This window comes from Sphingomonas sp. CV7422 (assembly GCF_027945725.1).
GTDB lineage: Bacteria > Pseudomonadota > Alphaproteobacteria > Sphingomonadales > Sphingomonadaceae > Sphingomonas > Sphingomonas kyungheensis.
In genome coordinates this window covers 3,057,812-3,082,015 of sequence record NZ_CP115900.1, presented here as the reverse complement: position 1 = coordinate 3,082,015, position 24,204 = coordinate 3,057,812, and the positions used below count along the sequence as shown (strand labels likewise).

The 24,204-nt window shown below is 68.3% G+C and carries 23 protein-coding genes; 10 read left to right on the top strand and 13 right to left on the bottom strand.

From position 1 onward, the window contains the following. Window positions 1–349: 349 nt before the first annotated feature. The 4 genes from PBN85_RS14585 to PBN85_RS14570 form a co-directional block, all read right to left on the bottom strand. The gene (locus PBN85_RS14585) at window positions 350–1,375 is read right to left on the bottom strand and encodes a glycosyltransferase family 4 protein (RefSeq protein WP_271299456.1); all 1,026 of its coding nucleotides are present in this window, start codon (window positions 1,373–1,375) and stop codon (window positions 350–352) included. Further along, window positions 1,375–2,250 carry a UDP-2,3-diacylglucosamine diphosphatase gene (locus PBN85_RS14580; RefSeq protein ID WP_037533852.1) on the bottom strand — a complete coding sequence of 292 codons (876 nt, stop codon included), beginning with the start codon at window positions 2,248–2,250 and terminating at the stop codon, window positions 1,375–1,377. The genes PBN85_RS14585 and PBN85_RS14580 overlap by 1 nt, the downstream gene beginning before the upstream one ends. 261 nt (window positions 2,251–2,511) lie before the next feature. Continuing rightward, window positions 2,512–4,173, bottom strand: a complete 1,662-nt coding sequence (locus tag PBN85_RS14575) for an inorganic phosphate transporter (RefSeq protein ID WP_037533856.1) — start codon at window positions 4,171–4,173, stop codon at window positions 2,512–2,514. A 66-nt stretch (window positions 4,174–4,239) separates the two neighbouring features. Beyond that, window positions 4,240–5,202, bottom strand: a complete 963-nt coding sequence (locus PBN85_RS14570; RefSeq protein ID WP_271300903.1) for a cation diffusion facilitator family transporter — start codon at window positions 5,200–5,202, stop codon at window positions 4,240–4,242. 79 nt (window positions 5,203–5,281) lie between these two features. On the opposite strand from PBN85_RS14570, the gene PBN85_RS14565 reads away from it, so the two are divergent. The 5 genes from PBN85_RS14565 (at window position 5,282) to PBN85_RS14545 (ending at window position 9,852) form a co-directional block, all read left to right on the top strand. Then, window positions 5,282–5,533 carry an AbrB/MazE/SpoVT family DNA-binding domain-containing protein gene (locus PBN85_RS14565; RefSeq protein ID WP_271299455.1) on the top strand — a complete coding sequence of 84 codons (252 nt, stop codon included), beginning with the start codon at window positions 5,282–5,284 and terminating at the stop codon, window positions 5,531–5,533. Further along, entirely contained in the window at window positions 5,530–5,922 is a 393-nt protein-coding gene (locus PBN85_RS14560; protein ID WP_271299454.1) for a type II toxin-antitoxin system death-on-curing family toxin, read from the top strand. The genes PBN85_RS14565 and PBN85_RS14560 overlap by 4 nt, the downstream gene beginning before the upstream one ends. 214 nt (window positions 5,923–6,136) lie before the next feature. Beyond that, a complete protein-coding gene (locus PBN85_RS14555; protein WP_271299453.1) occupies window positions 6,137–7,525 on the top strand; it encodes a helix-turn-helix domain-containing protein in 1,389 nt (462 codons plus the stop codon). A 133-nt stretch (window positions 7,526–7,658) separates the two neighbouring features. After that, window positions 7,659–9,251 carry an isocitrate lyase gene (locus PBN85_RS14550; RefSeq protein ID WP_271299452.1) on the top strand — a complete coding sequence of 531 codons (1,593 nt, stop codon included), beginning with the start codon at window positions 7,659–7,661 and terminating at the stop codon, window positions 9,249–9,251. Window positions 9,252–9,624: 373 nt separating this feature from the next. Next, window positions 9,625–9,852, top strand: coding sequence for a DUF805 domain-containing protein (locus PBN85_RS14545; protein WP_443026751.1), 228 nt, complete (start codon window positions 9,625–9,627; stop codon window positions 9,850–9,852). Window positions 9,853–9,858: 6 nt separating this feature from the next. Here the strand turns inward: PBN85_RS14545 and PBN85_RS14540 are convergent, their stop codons facing one another. Genes PBN85_RS14540 through PBN85_RS14530 form a run of 3 tightly spaced genes read right to left on the bottom strand, consistent with a single transcriptional unit; the run spans window position 9,859 to window position 11,380 of the window. Next, on the bottom strand, window positions 9,859–10,806 hold the full coding sequence (locus tag PBN85_RS14540; RefSeq protein WP_037533868.1) for an aldo/keto reductase: 948 nt from the start codon (window positions 10,804–10,806) through the stop codon (window positions 9,859–9,861). Next, the gene (locus PBN85_RS14535; RefSeq protein WP_037533915.1) at window positions 10,803–11,003 is read right to left on the bottom strand and encodes a hypothetical protein; all 201 of its coding nucleotides are present in this window, start codon (window positions 11,001–11,003) and stop codon (window positions 10,803–10,805) included. Before PBN85_RS14535 ends, PBN85_RS14540 begins: the two co-directional genes overlap by 4 nt. A 5-nt stretch (window positions 11,004–11,008) precedes the next feature. After that, the gene (locus PBN85_RS14530; protein WP_037533916.1) at window positions 11,009–11,380 is read right to left on the bottom strand and encodes a hypothetical protein; all 372 of its coding nucleotides are present in this window, start codon (window positions 11,378–11,380) and stop codon (window positions 11,009–11,011) included. Between the two features lie 104 nt (window positions 11,381–11,484). Here PBN85_RS14530 and PBN85_RS14525 point away from each other — a divergent pair, with 104 nt between their 5' ends. From PBN85_RS14525 to metH, 4 genes are all read left to right on the top strand, one after another. Further along, the gene (locus PBN85_RS14525) at window positions 11,485–12,465 is read left to right on the top strand and encodes an ArsR/SmtB family transcription factor (protein WP_271299450.1); all 981 of its coding nucleotides are present in this window, start codon (window positions 11,485–11,487) and stop codon (window positions 12,463–12,465) included. Next, window positions 12,462–13,403 (top strand): methylenetetrahydrofolate reductase [NAD(P)H], encoded by a 942-nt coding sequence (gene metF, locus PBN85_RS14520; protein WP_037533872.1) that lies wholly within the window; start codon window positions 12,462–12,464, stop codon window positions 13,401–13,403. Before PBN85_RS14525 ends, metF begins: the two co-directional genes overlap by 4 nt. A gap of 215 nt (window positions 13,404–13,618) precedes the next feature. Beyond that, window positions 13,619–14,665 (top strand): homocysteine S-methyltransferase family protein, encoded by a 1,047-nt coding sequence (locus PBN85_RS14515; protein WP_271299449.1) that lies wholly within the window; start codon window positions 13,619–13,621, stop codon window positions 14,663–14,665. Window positions 14,666–14,810: 145 nt separating this feature from the next. Next, on the top strand, window positions 14,811–17,489 hold the full coding sequence (metH, locus tag PBN85_RS14510; protein ID WP_271299448.1) for a methionine synthase: 2,679 nt from the start codon (window positions 14,811–14,813) through the stop codon (window positions 17,487–17,489). A gap of 51 nt (window positions 17,490–17,540) precedes the next feature. Here metH and PBN85_RS14505 read toward each other — a convergent pair whose 3' ends face one another. The 3 genes from PBN85_RS14505 to PBN85_RS14495 all read right to left on the bottom strand — a co-directional run bounded on the left by PBN85_RS14505 (window position 17,541) and on the right by PBN85_RS14495 (window position 19,404). Continuing rightward, entirely contained in the window at window positions 17,541–17,789 is a 249-nt protein-coding gene (locus PBN85_RS14505) for a hypothetical protein (protein WP_271299447.1), read from the bottom strand. A gap of 219 nt (window positions 17,790–18,008) precedes the next feature. Then, on the bottom strand, window positions 18,009–18,167 hold the full coding sequence (locus PBN85_RS14500; protein ID WP_153810794.1) for a hypothetical protein: 159 nt from the start codon (window positions 18,165–18,167) through the stop codon (window positions 18,009–18,011). A gap of 28 nt (window positions 18,168–18,195) precedes the next feature. Further along, a complete protein-coding gene (locus PBN85_RS14495) occupies window positions 18,196–19,404 on the bottom strand; it encodes a cation:proton antiporter (RefSeq protein WP_271299446.1) in 1,209 nt (402 codons plus the stop codon). Between the two features lie 666 nt (window positions 19,405–20,070). Between PBN85_RS14495 and PBN85_RS14490 the strand changes: the two genes are divergently transcribed. Further along, window positions 20,071–20,997 carry a right-handed parallel beta-helix repeat-containing protein gene (locus tag PBN85_RS14490; protein WP_037533880.1) on the top strand — a complete coding sequence of 309 codons (927 nt, stop codon included), beginning with the start codon at window positions 20,071–20,073 and terminating at the stop codon, window positions 20,995–20,997. A 52-nt stretch (window positions 20,998–21,049) separates the two neighbouring features. Here the strand turns inward: PBN85_RS14490 and PBN85_RS14485 are convergent, their stop codons facing one another. The 3 genes from PBN85_RS14485 to PBN85_RS14475 form a co-directional block, all read right to left on the bottom strand. After that, window positions 21,050–21,289, bottom strand: coding sequence for a hypothetical protein (locus tag PBN85_RS14485; protein ID WP_271299445.1), 240 nt, complete (start codon window positions 21,287–21,289; stop codon window positions 21,050–21,052). A gap of 6 nt (window positions 21,290–21,295) precedes the next feature. Beyond that, window positions 21,296–22,360 (bottom strand): sialidase family protein, encoded by a 1,065-nt coding sequence (locus tag PBN85_RS14480; RefSeq protein ID WP_271299444.1) that lies wholly within the window; start codon window positions 22,358–22,360, stop codon window positions 21,296–21,298. A gap of 96 nt (window positions 22,361–22,456) precedes the next feature. After that, window positions 22,457–24,118, bottom strand: a complete 1,662-nt coding sequence (locus PBN85_RS14475) for an alkaline phosphatase family protein (protein WP_271299443.1) — start codon at window positions 24,116–24,118, stop codon at window positions 22,457–22,459. Window positions 24,119–24,204: the final 86 nt, after the last annotated feature.

Here is a 24,204-nt window from a genome sequence, read left to right as displayed (position 1 = left end):
CCTCTTCGTCATGCCGGACCTGTTCGGCATCCACAGTTTCGCATGCGTAAGTCGGTGACTTTCCGGCACAATGGACCCCGGAACACGTCCGAGGTGACGGCGCTACTGAGGCGAGGCTTCCGTAGAAATCCGGCCTTTGCAGATGCTCTGGCGAGATCGGCGCGATAGTCATACCGTCGCTGGTATCGCGCCCATGTTCCACGCAATACTGTAGCAAGGCAGCCTGCGTAATCCGGAAGCGACTCTGTCTTACGATGCCGAGGGTCGGCCCATCGTGTCCCAGACCATCTGCCAGACAGGAGCGGAGCGCCGCCCTTGGTCTTTCAGCCTCGCCCCGCCAGCCCCCGGCTTAGGCGGCGCGGACCTCCGCCGCGCGGATCGGGGCGAGGCTGTCGAGGAACTGGCGGGCGCTCGCCTGCCAGGTGAAGCGTTTGGCATAAGCGGCACAGGCGGCGCGGTCGCGGGTCATCGCGAGGCGGATCGCGGTGTCGAGGTCGCCGTCGATCGCGCCGACCTCGGGCGACAGGACGTCGACCGGTCCGGGCGCGGGCAGCGCCGCGACCGGCGTGCCGCAGGCGAGCGCCTCGATCATCACCAGCCCGAACGTATCGGTGCGGCTCGGGAAGACGAGCAGATCGGCGCTGCGATAGGCCGCGGCCAGCGCGTCGCCGAAGCGCGCGCCGAGGAAATGCGCAGCGGGGTAGCGGGCGGCGAGCGTCGCGCGCGCCGGACCGTCGCCGATCACGACCTTGGTGCCCGGCACCGTAGTGTCGAGGAACGCTTCGATATTCTTCTCGATCGCGACGCGGCCGACGTAGAGCTGGATCGGTCCCGGCAGCGCCGCGATCGCCGGATCGACCGGCCCCTCGGCGGCGAAGACGGTAAGGTCGACACCGCGCCCCCAGCGCCGCAACCGATTGAGCCCATGCGCGCGCAGCGCGGTGTCGACCGATGGCGTCGAGGTCAGGATCGCGTCGGCAGGGGCGTGGAACCAGCGGATGTAGCGCCAGATCCATTCGGCGCTCACCCCGGTGCGCGCGGCGACATAATCGGGGAATTGCGTGTGATAGGCGGTGGTGAAGCGCAGCCCCCTGGCGACGCACCAGCGCCGTGCCGCGACGCCGAGCGGGCCTTCGGTGGCAATATGGATCGCCTCGGCGTCGAACTCGCCGATCAACCGGCCGATGCTGCGGCCGCCGGCGATCGCCAGCCGGATCTCGGGATAGCTCGGGCAGGGCAGGCTGACGAAACGGTCGGGCGAGACGACGAGCAAATCATGCCCCTGCGCCTCGACCTCGCGTTTGATCGCGGTCAGCGTGCGGACGACGCCGTTGACCTGCGGCTGCCAGGCGTCGGTGACCAGCGCGATGCGCATCAGGCGGCGATCGATCCGGCCCGCTGCGCGGCGCGATCGGCGGCGACGCGGGCGGCGATCTCGTCACCCCACAGCAGCAATTCCATCCGGCCGTCGAAATGTTCGACCAGCGCGGTGCAGCCTTCGACCCAGTCACCGTCGTTGTAATAAGCGACGCCGTTGATGTCGCGAATCTCGGCGGTGTGGATATGCCCGCAGACGACACCGTCGACGCCGCGCGATCCGGCGGCATGCGCGACCACCTCTTCGAAGCGCGAGATGAAGGCGACGGCATTCTTGACCTTCGCCTTGGCGTGTTTCGACAGCGACCAATAGGGCATGCCGAGCCGCCGCCGCGCCGCATTGACCCAGCGGTTGAGCACCATCAGCGCGGTATAGGCGCTGTCGCCGATCTTCGAGAGCCAGCGGTGGGCGAGGGTGATCGCGTCGAATTCGTCGCCGTGCAGCACCAGCAGGCGGCGGCCGTCGGCGGTGGTGTGGATCGCCTTGCGCCGGATGCGCACGCCGCCAAAGTCGAGCCCGGCGAACTGGCGGAACACCTCGTCGTGATTGCCGGGGATATAGGTGACCCTGGTGCCGCGTTTGGCGCGCTTCATCAGCCGCCAGACGACGTCGTTATGCGCCGCGGGCCAGTAGAATTTCTTCTTGAGCCGCCAGCCGTCGATCATATCGCCGACGAGATAGAGCTGTTCGCTGTCGACATGGTCGAGGAAGTCGATCAGCATGTCGGCGTTGCAGCCGCGCGTGCCGAGATGGACGTCGGAGATCCAGATCGTCCGGAAGCGGCGGCGGGGGATATCGCCACGCTCGACGACCGACGGACGTTGCGGCAGAAAGGCGAGAACGTCGGCGCTGCTCGCATCGATGACGGTCATGGATCGGCCCCCGGGGGGCCTATCGCCCCGCTGCCTCCATGCCATCGGCATGTGACGGCGCGATCACGAAGCGATGACGATCGTGTTGCAGTCTTGGCGCGTCGTCGCCAAGTCTTGCGGGATGCTTGTCGGCCGTCACGCCGGCCCGATGACCACATGGGCAAGCAAGGCAACGACTTGTCTTATCTCTGCTATTCGGCGGCGCGGCATCGCCGGCAGACCGGCGACGGTGGCGTCCCTGCCGATCACGCCGCGCGCCGCTCAGGCGGCGGTGGCCACGCGCAGGATGGCGGTGAGCGCCCAGTAGAGCCCGCCGGCGAGCAGCATCGCCGCCGGCAGCGTCATCACCCAGGCGAGCGCCATGTTGCGCAGCGTCCGCCATTGCAGCCCGGCGCCATTGCCGACCGCCGCGCCCGCGACGCCCGAGGTGAGGACGTGCGTGGTCGATACCGGCATGCCGAAGCGGTCGGCGAGGAGGATCGTGCTCGCCGCCATCAGCTCCGCCGATGCGCCCATCCCATAGGTCAGGTGCGTCTGGCCGATCTTCTCGCCAACGGTGACGACGATCCGCCGCCAGCCGACCATCGTGCCGAGGCCGAGCGCGATCGCCACCGTCACCTTGACCCAGAAGGGGATGTAGCGCGTGCCCTGTTCGAGGCTGCCGCCATAGCCCTTGATCTGCTCGATCTCGCGCGCGGAGAAGCGCGCCTTGGCGCCCTCGTCGGTGACGATCTGCTTGCTCGCGTCGAGCACCAGATACATGTCGGCGCGCAGGTTCGGCGTCGCGGCGGCGGGGACGCGGCTCAGCGCGCCATAGCTGCCGATCCGCTGGCCGACATCGGCCGACAGCGCGGCGAGCGCGCCATAGACGTCGGGATCGTTGACGCGGCGCACCGACAGGCCCTGGGTGATCGTCGCGCGCGCGGCGTCGAGCGAGGCGGGCGGCGTGCCGGCATGCGCGGCGAAGGTCGCCTGTGCCGCGCGCGCCTGCGCGACATAGGCGGGGGTGGCGCTCGACGGCACGGTGCGGTTGAGCGCATAAGCGGTGGGGGCGCAGCCGATCAGGATCAGCATGATCAGCCCCATGCCCTTCTGCCCGTCGTTGCTGCCGTGTGCGAAGCTGACCGCGGTGCAGGTGAAGACGAGCAGCGCGCGGATGCCGCGCGGCGGCGGCGCATCGGTCGGCGGCTCGCGATAGAGTTTCGGATCGCGGAAGAAGCGCTTCATCACCAGCATCAGGATCAGCGCCCCGGCGAAGCCGACCAGCGGGCTGACCAGCAGCGACAGGAAGACGTTCTTCGCCTGATGCCAGTCGACACCCGAGGTGCCGCTCAACCCGCGTGCGAGCAGCTGGTTGGCGAGGCCGACGCCGAGCACCGAGCCGATCAGCGCATGGCTCGACGAATTGGGCAGCCCCGCCGCCCAGGTCGCGAGGTTCCAGATCACCGCGGCGAGCAGCAACGCGAAGATCATCGCGAAGCCGCCGAGCGAGCCGACGTGGAGGATCAGATCGACCGGCAGCAGCGTGACGATCGTATAGGCGACCGCGCCGGACGAGGTCAGCACGCCGAGGAAGTTGAAGAAGCCCGACCAGACCACCGCGAGCGGTGCCGGCATCGCATGCGTGTAGATCACCGTCGCCACCGCATTGGCGGTGTCGTGGAAGCCGTTGACGAATTCGAAGCCGAGCGCGATCAGCAGCGCGAGGCCGAGGAACAGGAAGACGCCGGTCGCCAGCGTCTCGCCCACCTCCGCCGTGTCCGACACGACGCTCGCCCCGGCATAGCCCAGCGCGCCGACCAGCACGACGAGGAACAGCCAGCGTCCCGCCGGGTGCAACTGCCCGTCGAGTCGCGGGCCGGGGCCGTGGGGCCGCTCGGTCGATGGTGGGGAGGCGGACGCAGCGGAGACCATGGTAGCCATATTAGCCGCGGTGCACTGCCGATGTGACGGGTTCGTGACATTTGTCGCCCGGCCGCAGCATGAGGATCACTCCGCGGACGCTGCCGGCGGCGTGAGCGTCGCGGCATTCTCACGCTTTTCCGGGCGGATATAGATGGATGACAGGATCGGTACGGCGTCGCGCAGACGATCCTCCATCTGCTCGATGATCGTCTCGCCTTCGCCCATCGTGATGCTGTCGACGAAATCGGCGCTGACCGCGACGAAGATCGCGTCGGGTGCGGTGTGGATGGTGCGGACGTGATTGACCGCACTGATCGCCGGATGCGCCGCGACGATGCCACGCACCGTCTCGACCACCTTCGGGTCGGCGCGCTCGCCGATCAGCAGCCCCTTGGCCTCGCGTGCGAGCAGCATCGCGACCAGGCCGAGGATCAGGCCGATGAGGATCGAGGCGATGCCGTCGATCCGCGGATCGGCGAAGGCATGGCTTGCCCAGACGCCGATCGCGGCGATCACCAGGCCGGCGAGCGCCGCCGAATCCTCGAACAGGACGATGAAGCCGGCCGGGTCCTTGCTCTGGCGGATCGCCTGCCACCAGCCTTCGCCGCCCTTCGCCTTGGCGAATTCGCGCATCGCGATGAACCAGGACGAGCCCTCGAGTGCGACCGCGATCGCCAGGACGATGTAATTGACCAGCGGGTCGCGCAGCGGTTCGGGTTCGAGGATATGCAGATAGCCTTCGTAGACCGAGACACCCGCGCCGACCGCGAAGATCAGGATGGCGACGACGAACGCCCAGAAATACAATTCGCGGCCATAGCCGAACGGATGGATCGCATCGGGCGCGCGCTTGGCGCGATGCTGGCCGTAGAGCAGCAGGATCTGGTTGCCGCTGTCGACGCAGCTGTGCACGCCCTCGGTCAGCATCGACGACGAGCCGGTGATGCCGGCGGCGACGAACTTCGCGACGCCGATCCCGAGATTGGCGGCAAGCGCGCCATACAGCACGATATTCTCGCGAATGCGCGCGGTCAGCCCCTGATCCATCCCATGTCCCGTCATTGGTGTTGCAGGCGTTACGCGCGAGGGGGTGGTGAGGCTCCCTCGACGATGTTATAACGGGCGTATGAACAAGGTGCTCGACAATAAGACGGCCCAGGAAGTCCGCATCATCAAAATCGGCAATTCACAGGGCGTGATCCTTAGCAAGGAGGTGCTCGCGCAGCTTCGCGTCGGACTCGGCGACTCGCTGTACCTCACCGAACATCCATGGGGCGTCGGTCTGCGCGCGCACGATCCCGATTTCGCCGACGCGATGGCGGCCGCCGAAGACATCATGCGCGAGGATCGTGACATCCTCGCGGTTCTCGCAAAATGACGACGACACCGCCGCGGTTCCTCAGTCCGGATATGGCGGTGGCGGTTCACGATCGCCAATTGGCCGAACATGGCGGGCTGGCCGGGGTCAAGGATATCGGCCTGCTCGAATCGGCGCTGGCGCGTCCGGTGAACAAATTCGGCTATGGCGAGACCGACCCGAGCGTGCTGGCCGCTGCATATGCCTATGGCATCGCGCGAAATCATCCGTTGGCCGATGGCAACAAGCGTACCGCCTGGGTCATGGCGCGTCTGTTTCTGCGGCTCAACGGGGTGGAGATCGCCTTCGACAAGGCGGATGCGATACGGACGATGCTCGCCCTTGCCGCCGGGGAATTGGAAGAGTCCGCGCTCGCCGACTGGTTCCGAGGCCACATCGTCCGGCCGTAGAACGGGAATGGCCGCCGGCGTACGAGACGCCGGCGGCCACCTTTCCTCCCCAGGAAACTTTCGTCGTCATCCCTAGCGTCCTGCGCCGGGCGTGGCAGGGGGCAGGTGCGGCGTGTCCGGTCATCGTGTCCACCGGACGGACATGGTGTTTCGTCAAGCTGTAAGGATTTGACAACGGCTACGGCATATCTGATCCTCGAGCCGAGGAGATCCGATGCCCGACCGTAAGTTATTCGCCGGCCATGCCGTCCGCCGCCTGCGGCGTCAGGCGGGGCTGACCCAGGCGGCGATGGCGGAGGTGCTCGGCATATCGTCGAGCTATCTCAATCTGGTCGAGCGCAACCAGCGGCCGCTGTCCGCGACATTGCTGGTCAAGCTCGCCGAATCCTACGATTTCGATCCGCGTGCGCTGACCGCGGGCGAGCCCGGCGGCGGCGAGGCGGCGATCCGCCGGCGGCTCGCCGATCCGATGTTCGCCGATCTCGAGATCGACCGCAACGAGGTCGGCGAATGGCTCGCCGGCGCGCCCGGCGGGGCGGAGGCGTTCGCGCGCGCCTATGACCGGCTCGGCGCCGGCGGCGGCAGCGGCGTCGGCGGCGGCGTCGATCCGGTCGCCGAGGTGCGCCGCGCGATCGAGCGCTGGCGCGGGCATTTCGCCGATCTCGACAGCGCCGCCGAGGCGCTCGCCGACGAGTTGCGCCTCGGCGCCGGCGACCTGTACGGCGCGATCGCCGAGCGGCTGCGCGTCAAGCATCAGCTCACCATCCGCATCCTGCCGATGGACGTGATGCCCGACCTGCTGCGTCGGCTCGACCTCCACGCCCGGCAGTTGCAGCTGAGCGAGGTGCTCGATCCCGCCTCGCGCACCTTCGCCGCCGCCTATCAGCTCGCGCAGATCGAGGCGCGGGCCGAGATCGACGCGCTCGCCAAGGGCGCGGATTTCGCCGACCGGTCCGCCGAGCGGCTGTTCCGCCGCCACCTTGCCAGCTATTTTGCGGCGGCGGTGATGATGCCCTATGCGCGCTTCCTGCGCGCCTGCGAATCGACCGGCTATGACTTCGAACTGCTCCAGCGGCGGTTCGGCGCGGGGTTCGAACAGGTCGCGCACCGGCTGACGACGCTGCATCGCGTCGGCGCGCGCGGATTGCCCTTCTTCCTGATCCGCGTCGACCGCGCCGGACAATGTTCGAAGCGCTTTTCGGGCGCGAGCGCGTCGCCGCTCGCCGAGGCGGAGGGTCGATGCCCGCTGTGGCGGCTCCACCATGCCTTCGACCGGCCGGGCAGCCTCGCGGTGCAGCTCGTTGAGCTGGAGGATGGCGCACGCTGGCTGACGATCGCGCGGACGGTGACGCCGCAGCGCCGCCGCTACGGCGGCGTGCTCGCCGAATTCGCGGTCGGCATCGGCGTCTCCGCCGAACTCGGCGGCGCGCTGGCGGTGGCGCGCGGGGTCGACCTGAAGGGCGATGCGACGCCGATCGGGCTCGGCTGCCGCGCCTGCCACCGCTCCGACTGCCCGCAACGCTCTGCGCCGCCGGCGGGGCGGGCGCTGCTGATCAACGAACGCGACCGCGGCGTGTCGGGGTTCACCTTCACGAACGACTGAAAACTTTCGTACAAAATTACTGATGATCTGCCGAGGGTGTGACATCGCAACGCTGTAAAACGGCGGATATCTGCTCTGCATCGTGTGAAGTTCGGTACAGTCTCGCCTCGACACCACCAAGCGAGGACGGGACATGAGCTATCAGCAGCAGATCGGCGCGGCGCGGCAACGGATCGCGACCCAGCCGCATTGGAGCGGGATCGACGCCGAATCGGTCGCGCGGATGCGGGTGCAGAACCGCTTCCGCACCGGGCTCGACATCGCGCGCTACACAGCGGCGATCATGCGCCGCGACATGGCCGCCTATGACGCCAATCCCGCCGCCTACACCCAGTCGCTCGGCTGCTGGCACGGCTTCATCGGCCAGCAGACGATGATCAGCATCAAGAAGCATTTCGGCACCACCGATCGCCGCTACCTCTATCTGTCCGGCTGGATGGTCGCGGCGCTGCGCAGCCAGTTCGGGCCGTTGCCCGACCAGTCGATGCACGAGAAGACCAGCGTCCCGGCGCTGATCGAGGAACTGTACACCTTCCTGCGTCAGGCGGATGCGCGCGAGCTCGGGCTGCTGTTCCGCGATCTCGATGCGGCGCGCGCCGCCGGCAATGCGATCGAGGCGCAACGGATCAGCCAGGCGATCGACCAGCATCAGACCCACGTCGTGCCGATCATCGCCGACATCGACGCGGGCTTCGGCAATGCCGAGGCGACCTATCTGCTCGCCCGCAAGATGATCGAGGCCGGCGCCTGCGCGCTCCAGATCGAGAACCAGGTCAGTGACGAGAAGCAGTGCGGTCATCAGGACGGCAAGGTCACCGTGCCGCACGACGACTTCCTCGCCAAGGTGCGCGCATGTCGCTACGCCTTCCTCGAACTCGGCGTCGAGGACGGCATCATCGTCACCCGCACCGATTCGCTCGGCGCCGGGCTGACCAAGCAGATCGCCTATTCGGCCGCGCCCGGTGACCTCGGCGATCAGTATAACAGCTTCCTCGATTGCGAGGAGATCGATCCGGCCGCGGTCGGCAGCGGCGACGTGGTGATCGCCCGCGACGGCAGGCTGTTGCGCCCCAGGCGCCTGCCGTCGAACCTGTTCCAGTTCCGCGAGGGGACGGGGGCGGACCGCTGCGTGCTCGACTGCATCACCAGCCTGCAACACGGCGCCGACCTGTTGTGGATCGAGACCGAAAAGCCGCATATCGAGCAGATCGCGGCGATGGTCGATCGCATCCGCGCCGTCGTGCCGAACGCCAAACTGGTCTACAACAACAGCCCGAGTTTCAATTGGACGCTCAACTTCCGTCAGCAGGTCTATGACGCCTGGGCAGAGGCGGGGCGAGACGTGGCGGGCTATGACCGTGCAAGGCTGATGGCGGCGGACTATGACGGCACCGCGCTCGCCGTCGAGGCGGACGAGCGGATCCGCACCTTCCAGAAGGATGCCGCGGCGCGTGCCGGCATCTTCCACCATCTCATCACGCTGCCGACCTATCATACCGCGGCCTTGTCGACCGACACGCTGGCACGCGCCTATTTCGGCGAGGCGGGGATGCTCGGCTATGTCGAGGGCGTGCAGCGTCGCGAGATCCGCGAGGGCATCGCCTGCGTCAAGCACCAGAACATGTCGGGCTCCGACATCGGCGACGACCACAAGGAGTATTTCGCGGGCGAGGCGGCGCTGAAGGCGGGCGGCGCGGGGAATACGATGAACCAGTTCGCGGCGTGAGGGGCGGGGCGGGGTGCGTGCCCCGCTCCATCGCCTGTTCGAGGCGGCGCGAAGACGCGTCGCCTTGCACGTCGTTTCCGAGCCTCCTCGGCCCGACCATGTCTGGCCTCCTCTATAATGACGGTACGGCGCCGCGGCGGCGGCGTGCGTCATCGATGGATCGGTTGGGTAGAAGAATCTCTGCCCCGTCGATCGTGAGGGAGAAGAAACGACGGATGCTGTCCGGTTACGTCGCGCGGCCCTTCCGGCTCCTTGCAGCGTTCCGCGGCCGATCGTCGCGGCGGGAATTCCTGTGCTTCACCATAATGATGTGGACGAGCATGTTTGCCGCAATTGGCTTCGGTGGCGCGTTTAACAGGGAGGGCAGCCACAATTGGACCGTCGGGCTGTTCCTCGTCGTGATGCTCGCCTTCATCACCCCCGCTTTGGCTGTGAAGGACGGCGGGTGCATGACTTCAATGCATCGGGATGGTGGGTTCTCGCGTCCGCCGTGCCCTACCTCGGCTTTCTCGTAGAGCTGTGTTTTGCCGTCATGCCGGGTACCGCTGGCGAGAACGACTTCGGGCCTGACCCACGCACCGCCGCCGACGTCACCGCCTGATCGCCGTCACGCCCCCGCGTTGGTCAATCGCTCGAGCTGATCCTTGCTCAGCTCCAGCGTCATCGCGGGGAGCAGCTCCTCGACCTGCGCCACCTTGGTCGCGCTGGCGATCGGCGCGGTGACGCCGGGTTGCGCGATCAGCCAGGCGAGCGCGATCTGGGCGTGGCGTGCGCCGGTTTCCTCGGCGACCGCATCCATCGCGGCGAGCACCGCCGCGCCCTTGCCGTCGAGCAGATCGCCCATCCGGCCGCCGCGCACGCTCTGACCCAGATCGTCGCGGCTGCGGTATTTGCCGGTGAGGAACCCCGAGGCGAGGCCGTAATAGGGCAGCACGCCGATATTCTCGGTGACGCAATAATCCTGCAACTCGCCCTCGAACTTGTGGCGGCTGACCAGATTATATTCGGGCTGGAGCACGTGATAGCGCGGCAGGCCGTGCGCCTTGGCGGCGTCGACCGCGGATTTGAGGCGCGCGGCGTGGAAATTGGAGGCGCCGATCACCCGCACCTTGCCCGCGTCGATCAGCCGCCCGAAGGCCTCGAGCACCGCCTCCTGCGGCACCGAATCGTCGTCCTGATGCGCGTAATAGAGATCGATGCGGTCGGTGCCGAGCCGCTGGAGCGAGGCTTCGGCGGCGGCGATGATCCGAGACGGCGCGAGCTTCTCGCCGCCCTCGCCGGGGAGCATGCCGACCTTGGTGGCGATCAGCACCGCGTCGCGCTTGCCGCTCGCGGCGAGCCATTCGCCGATCATCGCTTCCGATTCGCCGCCCTTATGGCCGTCGACCCAGGCGGAATAGACGTCGGCGGTGTCGATCATCGTGCCGCCGCCGGCGACGAAGGCGTCGAGCACCGCGAAGCTGGCGGCACGATCGGCGGTCCAGCCGAAGACGTTGCCGCCGAGGACGAGCGGGGCGATCTGCAGATCGGTGGAGCCGAGGCGGCGCTTGGTCATGGCTGGGCGTCCGTGTCGTTGGTGGTCACTGCGTCGAGGTCGATGCTGTTGGCGTCGAGCATCGCCGCGGCGTCGTTGAGCTGGGCGGCTTCGTCGGCGCTCACCGCGCCGGAATCGTCATGCCCACGCGCGCAGGCGAGGAGGGCGAGGGGAAGCACCGCCGCGATCAGCCGCGGCGACGGGCGATGCCTCCCCATCCGGCTCAGTCCTTGATCGCGCGGCCGGCGCGCTCCAGCGTGTTGCCGGTCGCATCGGCGGCGCGATCGGCGCCGTTGCTGATCGCCGCACCGGCGCGATCCGCCCCGCGGTCGATCCGCGCGCCCGCGCGATCCGCGTTGGCGTCGATATTGTCGCCCGCCCGGTCGATCGCCGCGCCGGCATTGTCGAGGTGGCGTTCGGCCGAACCGAAGGCGCGGTCGGTGGCGGCATCGACATCGCTCACCGCATTGCGCGTCGTTGCCTCGGTATCGGCGGCGATGGCATTGGCGGCCTGTTCGGTCTGGTCCTGGGCGTTCTGGCTACAGGCGGCGAGGCCGATCGCCAGCGGCGCGGCGAGGATCAACAAACGCTTCATCGTCTTCTCCCGGTAGAATCGGATCATAGCGCTGGGCAACGCGGCACGGCGGCTTCGGGTCCGCGTTGACCGCATATAAAGATATCTTTATATGTTGATGCGACATGACCCTCGCGCTCGACATCTTCCGTGCCTTAGCCGATGCGACGCGGCTGCGCATCTTCTCGTTGCTGCGCACGATGGAGCTGTCGGTCGGCGAGCTTGCGCAGGTCCTCGGGCAGAGCCAGCCGCGCGTCAGCCGCCACGTCAAGATCCTGTGCGACGCCGGCCTCGCCGAACGGCGCAAGGAGGGCAGCTGGGTATTCGTCGCGCTCGGCCGCGCCGCGGCGACGGCGCCGGTGGCGGCGGCGATCGACGAATGGCAGCGGACCGAGCCCGATCATTGGGCGGTCGCCGATGCCGCGCGCCTCGCCGCGGTCCGCGCCGATCGCGCGGCGAGCGCGGCGCAATGGTTCGAAGGCCATGCCGACGAATGGGACGCGATCCGCTCGCTCCATGTCGCCGAGAGCGAAGTGGAGGCGGCGATGGCCGAGGTGCTTGGCGATGGTCCGCTCGGCCAGTTGATCGACATCGGCACCGGCACCGGGCGGATGCTCGAACTGTTCGGCGACCAGGCGGACAGCGCGCTCGGCATCGACCGTTCGTCGGAGATGCTCCGGCTCGCGCGGGCCAAGCTGCACGATCGCGCCAATACCGAATTGCGGCAGGCCGACCTCTATGCGCTGCCGATGGCGGACGGCGCAGCCGATGTCGCGATCCTGCACCATGTGCTCCATTTCGCGCAGCAGCCCGGCGCCGCGATCGCCGAGGCGGCGCGGGTGCTCGGCCCGGGCGGGCGGTTGCTGATCGTCGACTTCGCGCCGCACGACCGCGAGGACCTGCGCACACGCGACGCGCACACCCGGCTGGGCTTCGCCGACGAGCAGATCGCCGGCTGGTTCGGCAATGCCGGGCTGGCGCTGGCGCGGACCGAGACGCTGAAGGGCGGCGAATTGACGGTGACATTGTGGCTCGGGCGCAAAGCCGGTGCGAGCCTGCACGAGGTGACGATGACGAGGGTCGGACAAACGGTGGGGGCGGCATGACGATTTCGGTGACCCAGCTCGAAGAGGCGCAGATCGCGCTCAAGGCGCCCCTTTACGCGGACGTGGCGGGCGACATCGCCGTGTCGTTCGAATTCTTCCCGCCCAAGACGGAGAAGATGGAGGAGCAATTGTGGGAAGCGGTGCGCACGCTCGAACCGCTCGCGCCCGATTTCGTCTCCGTCACCTATGGCGCGGGCGGATCGACGCGCGAGCGCACCCATGCGACGGTGGCGCGCATCCAGCGCGAGACCAGCCTCGCCGCGGCGGCGCACCTCACCTGCGTCGAGGCGACGCGCGCGGAGATCGATCAGGTCGCGGAGGATTACTGGGCGGCGGGCGTGCGGCATATCGTCGCGCTGCGCGGCGATCCGCCCGCGGCCGGCGCGAAGTTCGCGAGCCATCCGGGCGGCTATGAGAATGCCGCGGCGCTGGTCGCGGGGTTGAAGCGGCTGCACCCGTTCGAGATCTCGGTCGCGGCCTATCCCGAATGCCATCCCGATTCGCGCGACATGGCCGCGGATATCGACAACCTCAAGGCGAAGTTCGATGCCGGCGCGACGCGCGCGATCACGCAATTCTTCCACGAGCCCGAGACCTTCTTCCGCTATCGCGACAAGGTCGCGGCGGCGGGGATCGATGCGGAGATCGTGCCGGGGATCATGCCCGTCACCAATTTCGCCAGCGTCGTGAAGATGAGCAAGATGTGCGGCACCGACGTGCCGGCGTGGATGGCGCGGCTGTTCGAGGGGCTGGAGGATCATCCCGCGTCGCGGCAGCTGATCGCCGCCACGCTCGCCGCGGAATTGTCTAGAAAGCTGTATGCCGGCGGGGTGAAGTCGCTGCATTTCTATACGCTCAACCGTGCGGAACTGGCGTTCGCGATCTGCCACCTGCTCGGCGTGCGGTCGAAGCCGGTGGCGAGCGCGGCGGCGGCGTAGCGACGGTAATTCCTCCCCGGCACGGGGAGGGTCGTGCGGGTCGCCATGTCCCCCCGGACATGGCTGGAATTGCCGGGGGCAATTTCTCCTGTGCGACATGCAACGCATGGTGGAGGGGGCTCTCCACCAGCGATATCGTTCGTGGAGAGCCCCCTCCACCCCTCGGCTGCGCCGAGCGGTCCCCCTCCCCGTGCCGGGGAGGATCGGAGATTGACATGACCACACGCGACACATTCCTCGGCGAGGCCGCCAAGCGCATCCTGATCACCGACGGCGCCTTCGGTACCGAGATCCAGAACTGGAAGCTGTCCGAGGCGGATTATGCCGGCACGCTCCAGCTCGGCCACGACCAGAAGGGCAATAACGACATCCTCGCGCTGACCAAGCCCGAGGTGCCCGAGGCGATCCACCGCGCCTATTTCGAGGCGGGCGCCGACATCGCCGAGACCAACACCTTCTCCGCCAATCGCATCAGCCAGGCCGATTACGGCGCGGAAGGGCTGGTGCGCGAGATCAACCTGGAAAGCGCGCGGCTCGCCCGCCGCATCGCCGACGAATATCAGGCGAAGGACGGCCGCCCGCGCTTCGTCGCCGGGGCGATCGGCCCGACCAACAAGACCTTGTCGCTGAGCCCCGACGTCAACGATCCCGGCTATCGCGAGATCGACTTCGATTACCTCAAGCAGGTCTATCGCGAGCAGATCGACGCCTTGGTCGAGGGCGGCGCGGACTTCATCCTGATCGAGACGGTGTTCGATACGCTCAACGCCAAGGCCGGGATCATGGCGACGATCGAGGCTGCCGAGGATCTCGGCCGCGACCTGCCGCTGATGCTGTCGATGACGCTGACCGACCTCAGCGGGCGCAATCTGTCGGGCCATACCGTCGAGGCCTTCTGGCATGCGGTGCGCCATGCCCGGCCGGTGACGATCGGGCTCAACTGCTCGTTCGGCGCCGAGCAGCTGCGCCCGCACGTCAAGACGCTGAGCGAGATCTGCGACACGCTGATCATGGTCTATCCCAATGCCGGCCTGCCCAACGAGCTCGGCGCCTATGACGAGGCGCCGGCGACCACCGCGGCTCTGGTCGGCGAATGGGCGCAGGCGGGGCAGGTCAACGTGCTCGGCGGCTGCTGCGGCTCGACGCCGGCCCATATCAAGGCGATCGCCGACATGGCGCGCGGTGTCGCGCCGCGGCAGCTGCCGGTGCCGCCGGTCCGCACCCGCCTCGCCGGTTTGGAGCCGTTCACGATGGTAGCATAAAACATCCTCCCCGGAACGGGGAGGGGGACCAGCCGGAGGCTGGTGGAGGGGGCTCTCCACGAAAGACAACGCTGGTGGAGAGCCCCCTCCACCCCTCGGCTACGCCGAGCGGTCCCCCTCTCCGTGCCGGGGAGGAATAGGAATGATGATGACCACCACGTCCTCCGCCCAGTTCGTCAATATCGGCGAGCGCACCAACGTCACCGGATCGGCGGCGTTCAAGAAGATGATCATGGCGGGCGACTATACGCGCGCGGTCGAGGTCGCGCGCCAGCAGGTCGAGAACGGCGCGCAGGTCGTCGACGTCAACATGGACGAAGGCCTGCTCGACGCGCATCACGCGATGACCACCTTCCTCAAGCTGATCGCCGCCGAGCCCGATATCGCGCGCGTGCCGATCATGATCGACAGCTCGAAATGGAGCGTGATCGAGGCCGGGCTCAAATGCGTCTCGGGCAAGCCGATCGTCAATTCGATCAGCATGAAGGAGGGCGAGGAGGCGTTCCTCCATCATGCGAGGCTGTGCATGGCCTATGGCGCGGCGGTGGTCGTCATGGCGTTCGACGAGGTCGGCCAGGCCGACACCCAGGCGCGCAAGGTCGAGATCTGCGCGCGCGCCTATGACCTGCTGATGGGCATCGGCTTCCCGCCCGAGGATATCATCTTCGACCCCAACGTCTTCGCGGTGGCGACAGGGATCGAGGAGCATAACAATTACGCGGTCGACTTCATCGAGGCGTGCCGCGAGATCAAGGCGCGCTGCCCGCACGTCCATATCTCCGGCGGCCTGTCCAACCTGTCGTTCAGCTTCCGCGGCAACGAGCCGGTGCGCCGCGCGATGCATTCGGTGTTCCTCTACCACGCCATCCCCGCGGGCATGGACATGGCGATCGTCAACGCCGGCCAGCTCGACGTCTATGACACGATCGATCCCGAATTGCGCACCGCCTGCGAGGACGTCATCCTCAACCGCGATGTCGAGGCGGGTGACCGGCTCGTCGCGCTCGCCGAGAAATACCGCGGCACCGATGCGGTGGCGGAAAAGGCGGCGGCCGAATGGCGCGGCCTGCCGGTCACCAAGCGGCTCGAATATGCCCTGGTCAAGGGGATCGACGCGCATGTCGTCGACGATACCGAGGAATGCCGCCAGCAATTCGCCCGCCCGATCGAGGTGATCGAGGGGCCGCTGATGGACGGGATGAACGTCGTCGGCGACCTGTTCGGATCGGGCAAGATGTTCCTGCCGCAGGTGGTGAAGAGCGCGCGCGTGATGAAGAAGGCGGTCGCGCACCTGCTCCCCTTCATCGAGGCCGCCAAGGAACCCGGCGCCAAGGGCAAGGGCAAGATCGTCATGGCGACGGTCAAGGGCGACGTGCACGATATCGGCAAGAACATCGTCGGCGTCGTGCTCCAGTGCAACGGCTTCGACGTCGTCGATCTCGGCGTGATGGTGCCCTGGTCGAAGATCATCGCGGCGGCGAACGAGAATGACGCCGACATGATCGGCCTGTCGGGCCTGATCACCCCGTCGCTCGACGAGATGGTGACGGTGGCGGAGGAGATGAAGCGCGCCGGCATGACGATGCCGCTGCTGATCGGCGGCGCGACGACCTCCAAGGTCCATACCGCGCTGCGCATCTCGCCCGCCTATGACGGGCCGATCGTCCATGTGCTCGACGCCAGCCGCGCGGTCGGCGTCGCCACCACGCTCGTCTCCGACACGCAGCGCGACGCCTATGTCGCGAGCGTCGCCGAGGATTACGAGAAGGTGCGGATCGCGCGCGCCAACAAGGGGCAGAACGACCTGCTGCCGCTCGCCGAGGCGCGGGCGCGCGGCTTCGTCGCCGACATGGCGCTCAAGGCGACGCCGGTGGCGCGGCCGGGCGTGCATGTCTTCGACGACTGGGATCTCGCCGACCTGCGCCAGTATATCGACTGGACGCCGTTCTTCCGCGCCTGGGAACTCGCCGGCAACTTCCCCGCGATCCTTACCGATACGGTGGTCGGCGCGAGCGCGAGCGCGCTGTACGAGGATGCACAGGCGATGCTCGACCGGATCGTCGCCGAGAAATGGCTGACCGCGCGCGGCGTCGCCGGCCTGTGGGCCTGCCACCGCCATGACGACGATGTGTGGGTCTATACCGAGCATCGCGAATCGCACCGCAGCCCCGATGGCGCGAGCATCCCCGAGGGCTTCCACATCCCCAATCTCGACCGCAGCGGCGAAGCGACGGTGCGGCTGCCCTTCCTGCGCCAGCAGATCGCCAAGCGCGAGGGGCGCGCCAATCTCTGCCTTGCCGATTTCGTCGATCCGGCGGGCGACTGGATCGGCGGCTTCGCGGTCGGCATCCACGGCATCGACGCGCATATCGCCCGCTTCAAGGCGGATAATGACGATTACAACGACATCCTGCTGAAGGCGCTGGCGGATCGCCTTGCCGAGGCCTTCGCCGAGGCGTTGCACGCGCACGTCCGCCGTGAGCTGTGGGGCTATGCCCCCGACGAGCAGCTGACCAACGAGGCGCTGGTCCGCGAACAATATCGCGGCATCCGCCCCGCGCCCGGCTATCCCGCCTGTCCGGAGCATAGCCTCAAGCGGACGCTGTTCGACATGCTCGACGCGGAGGCGAACGTCGGACTGGAGCTGACCGACAGTTTCGCGATGCTGCCGACCGCGGCGGTCAGCGGCTTCTACTTCGGCCACGCCCAGGCGGAATATTTCGGCGTCGCGCGGATCGGCCAGGATCAGGTGGCGGACTATGCCGCGCGGCGCGGCGTCGAGGTGGCGCAGGCGGAACGCTGGCTGCGGCCCAATCTGGATTGAGCCGATTCGTCCCGATCCTTCCCCATGCAAGGGAGGGACCGGGGCGGCGGATCATTTCGCGCGGATCGTCACGCCATAGTCCGCCCAGCCGGCGACGGTGCGGCACAGCGTGTCCGGCAGCGTCTTGTCCTTGGCGAGCAGCGGGCTGGTGGTGCGCGGCATGCAGATCTTGGCGGCGGGATCGGCGATGACCCGCGCCGGTACGATGACGACCGGCGGCTTCCTGGCCGCGAGCGCCGGGCCGGCGGCGGCGATGGTCGTGGCGGCGAGCGCGGCGGTGATACGGATGGCGACGAACATGATGACCCCTTGCTGATGCGGCTGCGGGTGCAGCGACATCGGGGCTGGTGCATTAGTCGTGCCAGACACAGGGGATTGGAAAAGCCACGCTATTTCGGCCAGCCAATTGGTCGCTTGTGCCGCCGGTCGGTGAAAACCGCCATTGAGCGGCCGATCGTGCCAATTCGGACAGATCGACCGGTCGCGTCATGCCGTCCGTCCCGCTGAGCGGGCGCATGCTCAGCGCAGAAGCAGCCACAAGGCCATTCCCACCAAGGCGGGCGGCAGGAGGGTCGCCAATATGCCGCCGGCCCAGCCCAGATGGCGGTAGGTGAAGCGGACGACCTCGGTCCAGACGCTCAGCGCCGCCTCCGCCGCCCATTCGGCGAGCCATGTCATGACCCCGATCGGTCCGGCCCCGCCGCGGTCAGGACCCGCGACGGCGCAGCGAGGCGTCGCGTTTCAGCATCGGCGCGACGACGGGGATCGTCATCATCGTGCTCGCCACCGCCATCAGCAGCAATGCGGTGAACGTCTCATGCGTGATGATCTGCTTGTCGAGCAGGATGTTGACGAAGATGATCATGATCAGCGCCTTGGTCTGCAACAGCCAGCCGATCGCGCGCGCATCGCCCTTGGGCCATTTGAGGATGCGGCCGGCAAGATGGATGCCGGCGAGCTTGCCGCCGACCGAGGCGGCGAGCAGCAGCGCCGCCACCGCGAACACCGAAGCGCCGCCGACGCCCCATTGCGTCTTCAGGCCGGTCGACAGGAAATAGACCGGCATCACCGCGAGCAGGATCGTCTGCCGGAAGCGGTCCATCCGCGCCTCGCCGAACCAATGCGCGTCGAGCACGGCGCCGGCCAGGAATGCGCCGACCATGAAGTGCAGCCCCGCCCAGTCCGCCGCAAAGCCGCACAGCGCCAGCCAGATCAGCCCGACATACCAGCGATCATTCTCGCCGAGCGCGCGCAGCAGGCGGCGGATCGCCCAAGTCGCCACCGCAAACCCGATCAGGAACCCCACCTGCCGGCCGACCCGCTCCCAGTCGAGCAGGATCAGCGCGAGCACGCCCCAGATCGCGATATCGTCGAGGCTGGCATAGCGCAGCACGCGCTGGCCGAACGGCGCGCGCAGGATGTCGAGCTTCTCCATGAACAGGACGAGGATCGGCAGCGCGGTGACCGCGCAGGCCATGCCGATGCCGAGCACCACCTGCCATTCCGCGCCGAGCGGCCCGCGCCAGCCGGGATAGCGCAGCATCAGCAGCGCCGCGGCGCTGCCCGCGAGCAACGGCACGCCGAGCGCGAGGCCGGCAGTGATCCCGGTCTCGCCACGCCGCCGCCACGCCTCGCCGATGTCGAGTTCGAGCCCCGCCACCCAGACGAACAGCATCACCGACCACCAGGCGATGCCGTTGAGCGCGCCCATCGTCGCCGGCGCGAAGACGAAGGCATAATAATCGGGGAAGATCGCGCCGACCACCCCCGGTCCGAGCAGGATGCCGCCGATGATCTGCACGACGACCAGCGGCGCCCAATAATCGGTCCGCCCGACGCGCCAGACCAGCCACGGCAGCGTGAAGATGATCAGGATGGCGAGGAGAAAGATCTCCGTCGGCGACATGGCGTGCATCGAATCCCCCCCGTGCGGCCCCCCGGCCGCCGTCTCCCTTGCTCAAGGGGTTAGCCGAGGCGGTGCTGGGAGCGCAATCATCGGTTGGTTGATGCGGGTGTCGGCCGGACGCCTCTTTGGCGATCTGGCCGTATCGTCCCGGAGGGGCGCGTCACGCGTCGGCATGATGGCTAGCCTCGGTCCGTCTTGGCCGTTGCGCGCTTGTCATTGCGGGTGTCTAGCACAGGTCCCGCCAGTGCTCCCGCGGAAGTAAGACCTCTGCAACAGTCCTGGCCTCGCCCAAAATGCGTCGTCACCCCGGACGTGTTCCGGGGTCCACCGTGCCGCGTAAACAACGCCTTCGCTCTTACGGAACAGTGAATTCCGGAACACGTCCGGCATGACGACGGGGGTTTCGCAGAGGTCTCGCGCAAACGGGAGCCAGTGCTTCTTCCCACGCCAGCCGTCGCTCTGCTTGGCCACTGGATTCCCGCCTGCGCGGGAATACTAGATAAGTATCAGCTTCAGCCTTTTACGCATCGGTTCCGCCAACCGGCCTTGGCGCCTGCCAGACACGCGAAGCGCCCTCGGCGACAGCGCCCGCCGGCGCATCCTTGCATCAATCCGGGACGCCGCGCGTGCGGATCGCTGCGGCGGCGCGGCGCGAGAGGCGATAAGGTGCGCGGCATGACCCGTCTGCTGCTCGCGCTCGCCCTGCTCGCCGCTCCCGCCTTCGCGCAAAGCGGCAAGCCGTTCACCATCGCCGAGACGGGCGAGGGGTTCGACGATCTGCAGGCGGCGGTCTCGTCGGTGCGGATGGGCACCGCGACGATCCGGATCGCGCCCGGCGTCTATCGGCAATGCGCGGTGCAGCAGGGCGGGCGGATCACCTATCAGGCGGTGACGCCGGGCACCGCGATCTTCGAGAAGCAGACGTGCGAGGACAAGGCGGCGCTGGTGCTTCGCGGGCAGGGCTCGCGCGTCGACGGATTGGTGTTCCGCGGCTATCGCGTCGCCGATGGCAATGGCGCGGGCATCCGGACCGAGATGGGCGACCTCACCGTCAGCAATGCGATGTTCCTCGACAGTCAGGAGGGCATCCTCGGCGGCGAGCCGACCGGGCAGCGGATCACCATCGATCATTCGACCTTCGCCGGGCTCGGCCAGTGCGACGAGGCACCCAATTGCGCGCACGCCATCTACCTCGCCAATCGCGGGCAGGTGACGATCACCCGTTCGCGTTTCGAGCGCGGCACCGGCGGCCATTACGTCAAGCTGCGCGTCCCCAACGTGACGATCACCGACAACAGCTTCGACGACACCGCCGGGCGCAAGACGAACTATATGATCGACCTGCCCGATGGCGCACGCGGGCTGATCGCGCGCAACAGCTTCGTCCAGGGGCGCGGCAAGGAGAATAGCAGCGGGCTGATCGTGGTGGCGGCGGAAGCCCGGACCTATCCGTCGGCGGGCTTGCGCATCGAGGACAATGACGCGCGCCTCGCCCCGGGGGCGCCGGGCAACCCGGCCTTCGTCGCCGACTTGAGCCACGAGCGGCTGGCGGTCGGCGCGAACCGGCTGGGGGCGGGGATCCGGATGTTCGAGACGCGCTGAGCGCGGCGGTCGCTTCGTCGAGCTCGTAACCGCCTGACGGCGATGTATTGAATCAGCGGAGGCGCTCTATCGTCTCGCCCTCGTCGGGCAGCGCGGGCGGAACTCCCGCCGGTCGGCGGGCGGTGCGGACGATCACCGCGGTCGACAGCAGGATCGACGAGACGAGCGCGCCGACCGAGAGCAGCCCGGCCGGCGTCATCGTCAGCTCGGCGCGCACCCGGCTGCGTTCGCCGAAGCGCAGGGTGAACGCCGCGCGCTGGGCGTTCGGCTGGTGGGGATGGTGCCTGGCCATGATCGGTCAACGAGCGACGCGGGCCGACGGTCCCGGCGCGACGCGCAGCCGCCGCGGATCGAGCACCACATAGCGGATGTGCGTGCGGTTCCACGTATAGCTGATATGGATCAGCCCGTCGCGGCTCTGGATCACCGCGGGATAGGCATAGCCGTCGGGCCGCGGCTTGCTTTCCAGCGTCAGCACCGGCTGCCAGCGCACGCCGTCGTCGGACAGCGCGACGGCGAGCGGATAGCGCGGGCCGTCGCCGGGCCGGTCGGGCCAGTGCGCGCTGTGATTGTAGACGATCAGCTGCCGCCCGTCGGCGAGCGTCACCGCATCGGTGCCGGCATTGGGATTGGGCAGGTCGATCGCGGCGAGCGGCGACCAGCTGCGCCCGTCGTCACGCGACCAGCTCATCGCCAGCGCCCCCTGTCGGGTGCGCGCGACGAGCTCGAGCCGGCGATCGGGATAGACGAGCACGCTCGGCTGGATCGCCTCGATCCCCATCGGCGAGGCGATCGGCGGCCCGACCTGCCAGCTCGCACCCGCGTCGGTCGAGCGTTCCATGCGCAGGAACCAGCGATTGTGCTCGGGCGTGCCCTCCTCGCGACTCGACGGGGCGAGCCAGGCGCCCTCCGGCGTCACCACCGGCTTGTTCTTGATCGGACCGAGCACGCCGTCGGGCAGGCGGTGCGGTGCGCTCCAGTGGCGGCCGCCGTCGCGTGACACGATCTCCATGCCCCACCAGGCGCGTGGATTCGGCCCGACCTTGTAGAACAGGTGGAGCGGCTGGCCGTGGGGTGCGAACAGCACCGGGTTCCACGTCGGGTAGCGTTGGCCATCGGCGCTGCGCCCGTCGGCGACGCTGACCGGCTTGCTCCAGCCGGAGCGGTCGTGGCGGGCGAACCAGATGGTGACGTCCGGCCGGCTCTCGCCGCTGCCGCCGAACCAGGCGGCGGCGATCGTCCCGTCGGGCAGCTCGGCGAGCGTCGAGGCATGCGCCTGCGGGTACGGCGGCGCGGGATCGATGAACGCGCTGCTCACGATCGGCGAGGCGGCGGCAATGAGCAGCGCGGATATGGCTATCATAAGGGTTCCGATGCCGGCGGGGACGGGTGCGTTAGCATCGGTGTGGCGGCGGGGGGAAGCGCGGGGGCTGGCTACCCCCGCGTTGGCTTGCCGCCCTTACCGCGCGCAGGTGTCGCCCGCGCCCGGATCGAGATCGAGGCAGCGGCCGTCGAGGCCGTGCACCGGCAGGCCGATCGTCGCCGCCAGCGTCGGCGCGATGTCGACCGTCTCGACCGACAGCGGCTGTTCGAAGCCGGCCATGCCCTTGCGCCAGAACAGGATCGGCACGCGGCGATCGTAATCCCACGGGCTGCCGTGCGTCTCGACATAGCCCGGGCCGGGCGTCTCGATCGTCGTCACGCGCGGTTTGAGCAGGACGAGCAGGTCGCCCGACACGGCGGGGTTGAACGAGGCGCGGGCGCGTTCGAGCAAAGTCCAGGTTTCGGGCGGGGTCGTCGCGAACGGCTGCGCCGCGATCTGCGCGCGGGTAAAGGCGGCGGCGACCTGCGGCTGCGCGGCGAAGCGCTTCTGCGCTTCCGCCAGCACGCGGGCGCGATTCGCCGGCGACAGGCCCTTGGCGAGATAGACGTCGCCCTCCGCCCCGACCAGCACCGGCCCCTTGAGCCCGAGCGCCGCCGAGACCGCGGCATCGACCGCCTTGATCGTCGCGTCGCCGGAGACGTGGCTCTCCATCGGCATCGCATGCTGCTGCTGCCGCTCGGTCATGTCGTGCGCGCCATGGTCGGCGGTCAGCACCACCTCGTAATCGAGGCCCCAGCCGTCGAGCGTCTGGAAGAAGCTGGCGAGCGTCTGGTCGAGCTGATCCATCTGGATGCACATTTCGGTGCCCTGCGTGCCCAGCGAATGGCCGATATAGTCGGTCGCCGAGGCGCCGATGTCGATGATGTCGGTGGTTTCGCCCCGGCCGAGCTTCATGTCCTGGATCAGCCCGGCGGCGATCGCGAACACCGCCGCGTCGCTGGCGGGCGAGGCGCGGAACGCCTTGAGGTCGCCCGCGGCGCGTTCGAACCGGCCCTGGCCGTAGACGGTGCCGGCGACGGTGATCGGCCGGTCGAGCGGCTGGCAGAATCCGGGCAGCGGCAGCGCCGGCTGCGGCTTGGCGACCATCGCGGCGACCGCGTCGCGCCCGCGCTGCACCGCGCGCGGCACCGCGCGGCCGGCGTAACTGCTGTAGGTCTTGCCGTCCCACCACCAGAGTTCGTCGACCTTGTGGCCGCCCATCATCACCGCGGCGCGGTCCTTGCCGGCGACCGAGACGACGCGCGTCGCCGGGCGCGCCGCCTTCATCATCTCGCCCAGCGTCGGCACCTTGAGGTGCTTGTCGCTGACGACGTAATTGTTGTGGTCGGTGCCGGGGACGGTCTCGTCCTCGCTGCAATAGACCGTCTTGTCGGCGCGCGCGACCGACTGGTCGATCCAGTTGTTGGCGACGATGCCGGTGTGCGCCGGGCGCATGCCGGTGAGAATGGTCGAATGGCCCGGGCAGGTCTCGGTCGCGGCATGGCTCTGATAGCCCGAGGGGAAGACCGCGCCGGTCAGCAGCCGCGCAAAGCCGCCGGTGAAATGGTTGCGATATTGCTGGAACAGATCGGCGGAGAATTGATCGACCGAGATCGCGACGATCAGCCGTGGCGGCGTGGTCGGCGCTGCGGCGGTGGCGACGGGCGCGGGCGTCGCTGCCGGGGGCACGGACTGGGCGGCGGCGGTGGCCGCGAAGCCGGAAGAAGCAAGCAGGGCGGCGGCGATCAGCGCTTTCATCGGGAACACTCGTTTTGCGGGGCCGGCGCCGCTATGGCGGTCGGCGATGAATCGGGCAACTCAGGTCGGGCGGTATGCCGCCGTGA

Coding starts and splice junctions, on each gene's coding strand:
- PBN85_RS14580 (WP_037533852.1), bottom strand. CDS start 2,250: ATGACCGTCATCGATGCGAGCAGCGCCGACGTTCTCGCCTTTCTGCCG.
- PBN85_RS14515 (WP_271299449.1), top strand. CDS start 13,619: ATGACCACACGCGACACATTCCTCGGCGAGGCCGCCAAGCGCATCCTG.
- metH (WP_271299448.1), top strand. CDS start 14,811: ATGATGACCACCACGTCCTCCGCCCAGTTCGTCAATATCGGCGAGCGC.
- PBN85_RS14485 (WP_271299445.1), bottom strand. CDS start 21,289: ATGGCCAGGCACCATCCCCACCAGCCGAACGCCCAGCGCGCGGCGTTC.
- PBN85_RS14495 (WP_271299446.1), bottom strand. CDS start 19,404: ATGCACGCCATGTCGCCGACGGAGATCTTTCTCCTCGCCATCCTGATC.
- PBN85_RS14525 (WP_271299450.1), top strand. CDS start 11,485: ATGACCCTCGCGCTCGACATCTTCCGTGCCTTAGCCGATGCGACGCGG.
- PBN85_RS14530 (WP_037533916.1), bottom strand. CDS start 11,380: ATGAAGCGTTTGTTGATCCTCGCCGCGCCGCTGGCGATCGGCCTCGCC.
- PBN85_RS14570 (WP_271300903.1), bottom strand. CDS start 5,202: ATGGATCAGGGGCTGACCGCGCGCATTCGCGAGAATATCGTGCTGTAT.
- PBN85_RS14475 (WP_271299443.1), bottom strand. CDS start 24,118: ATGAAAGCGCTGATCGCCGCCGCCCTGCTTGCTTCTTCCGGCTTCGCG.
- PBN85_RS14480 (WP_271299444.1), bottom strand. CDS start 22,360: ATGATAGCCATATCCGCGCTGCTCATTGCCGCCGCCTCGCCGATCGTG.
- PBN85_RS14535 (WP_037533915.1), bottom strand. CDS start 11,003: ATGGGGAGGCATCGCCCGTCGCCGCGGCTGATCGCGGCGGTGCTTCCC.
- PBN85_RS14560 (WP_271299454.1), top strand. CDS start 5,530: ATGACGACGACACCGCCGCGGTTCCTCAGTCCGGATATGGCGGTGGCG.
- PBN85_RS14555 (WP_271299453.1), top strand. CDS start 6,137: ATGCCCGACCGTAAGTTATTCGCCGGCCATGCCGTCCGCCGCCTGCGG.
- metF (WP_037533872.1), top strand. CDS start 12,462: ATGACGATTTCGGTGACCCAGCTCGAAGAGGCGCAGATCGCGCTCAAG.
- PBN85_RS14505 (WP_271299447.1), bottom strand. CDS start 17,789: ATGTTCGTCGCCATCCGTATCACCGCCGCGCTCGCCGCCACGACCATC.
- PBN85_RS14585 (WP_271299456.1), bottom strand. CDS start 1,375: ATGCGCATCGCGCTGGTCACCGACGCCTGGCAGCCGCAGGTCAACGGC.
- PBN85_RS14540 (WP_037533868.1), bottom strand. CDS start 10,806: ATGACCAAGCGCCGCCTCGGCTCCACCGATCTGCAGATCGCCCCGCTC.
- PBN85_RS14490 (WP_037533880.1), top strand. CDS start 20,071: ATGACCCGTCTGCTGCTCGCGCTCGCCCTGCTCGCCGCTCCCGCCTTC.
- PBN85_RS14550 (WP_271299452.1), top strand. CDS start 7,659: ATGAGCTATCAGCAGCAGATCGGCGCGGCGCGGCAACGGATCGCGACC.
- PBN85_RS14500 (WP_153810794.1), bottom strand. CDS start 18,167: ATGACATGGCTCGCCGAATGGGCGGCGGAGGCGGCGCTGAGCGTCTGG.
- PBN85_RS14575 (WP_037533856.1), bottom strand. CDS start 4,173: ATGGCTACCATGGTCTCCGCTGCGTCCGCCTCCCCACCATCGACCGAG.
- PBN85_RS14565 (WP_271299455.1), top strand. CDS start 5,282: ATGAACAAGGTGCTCGACAATAAGACGGCCCAGGAAGTCCGCATCATC.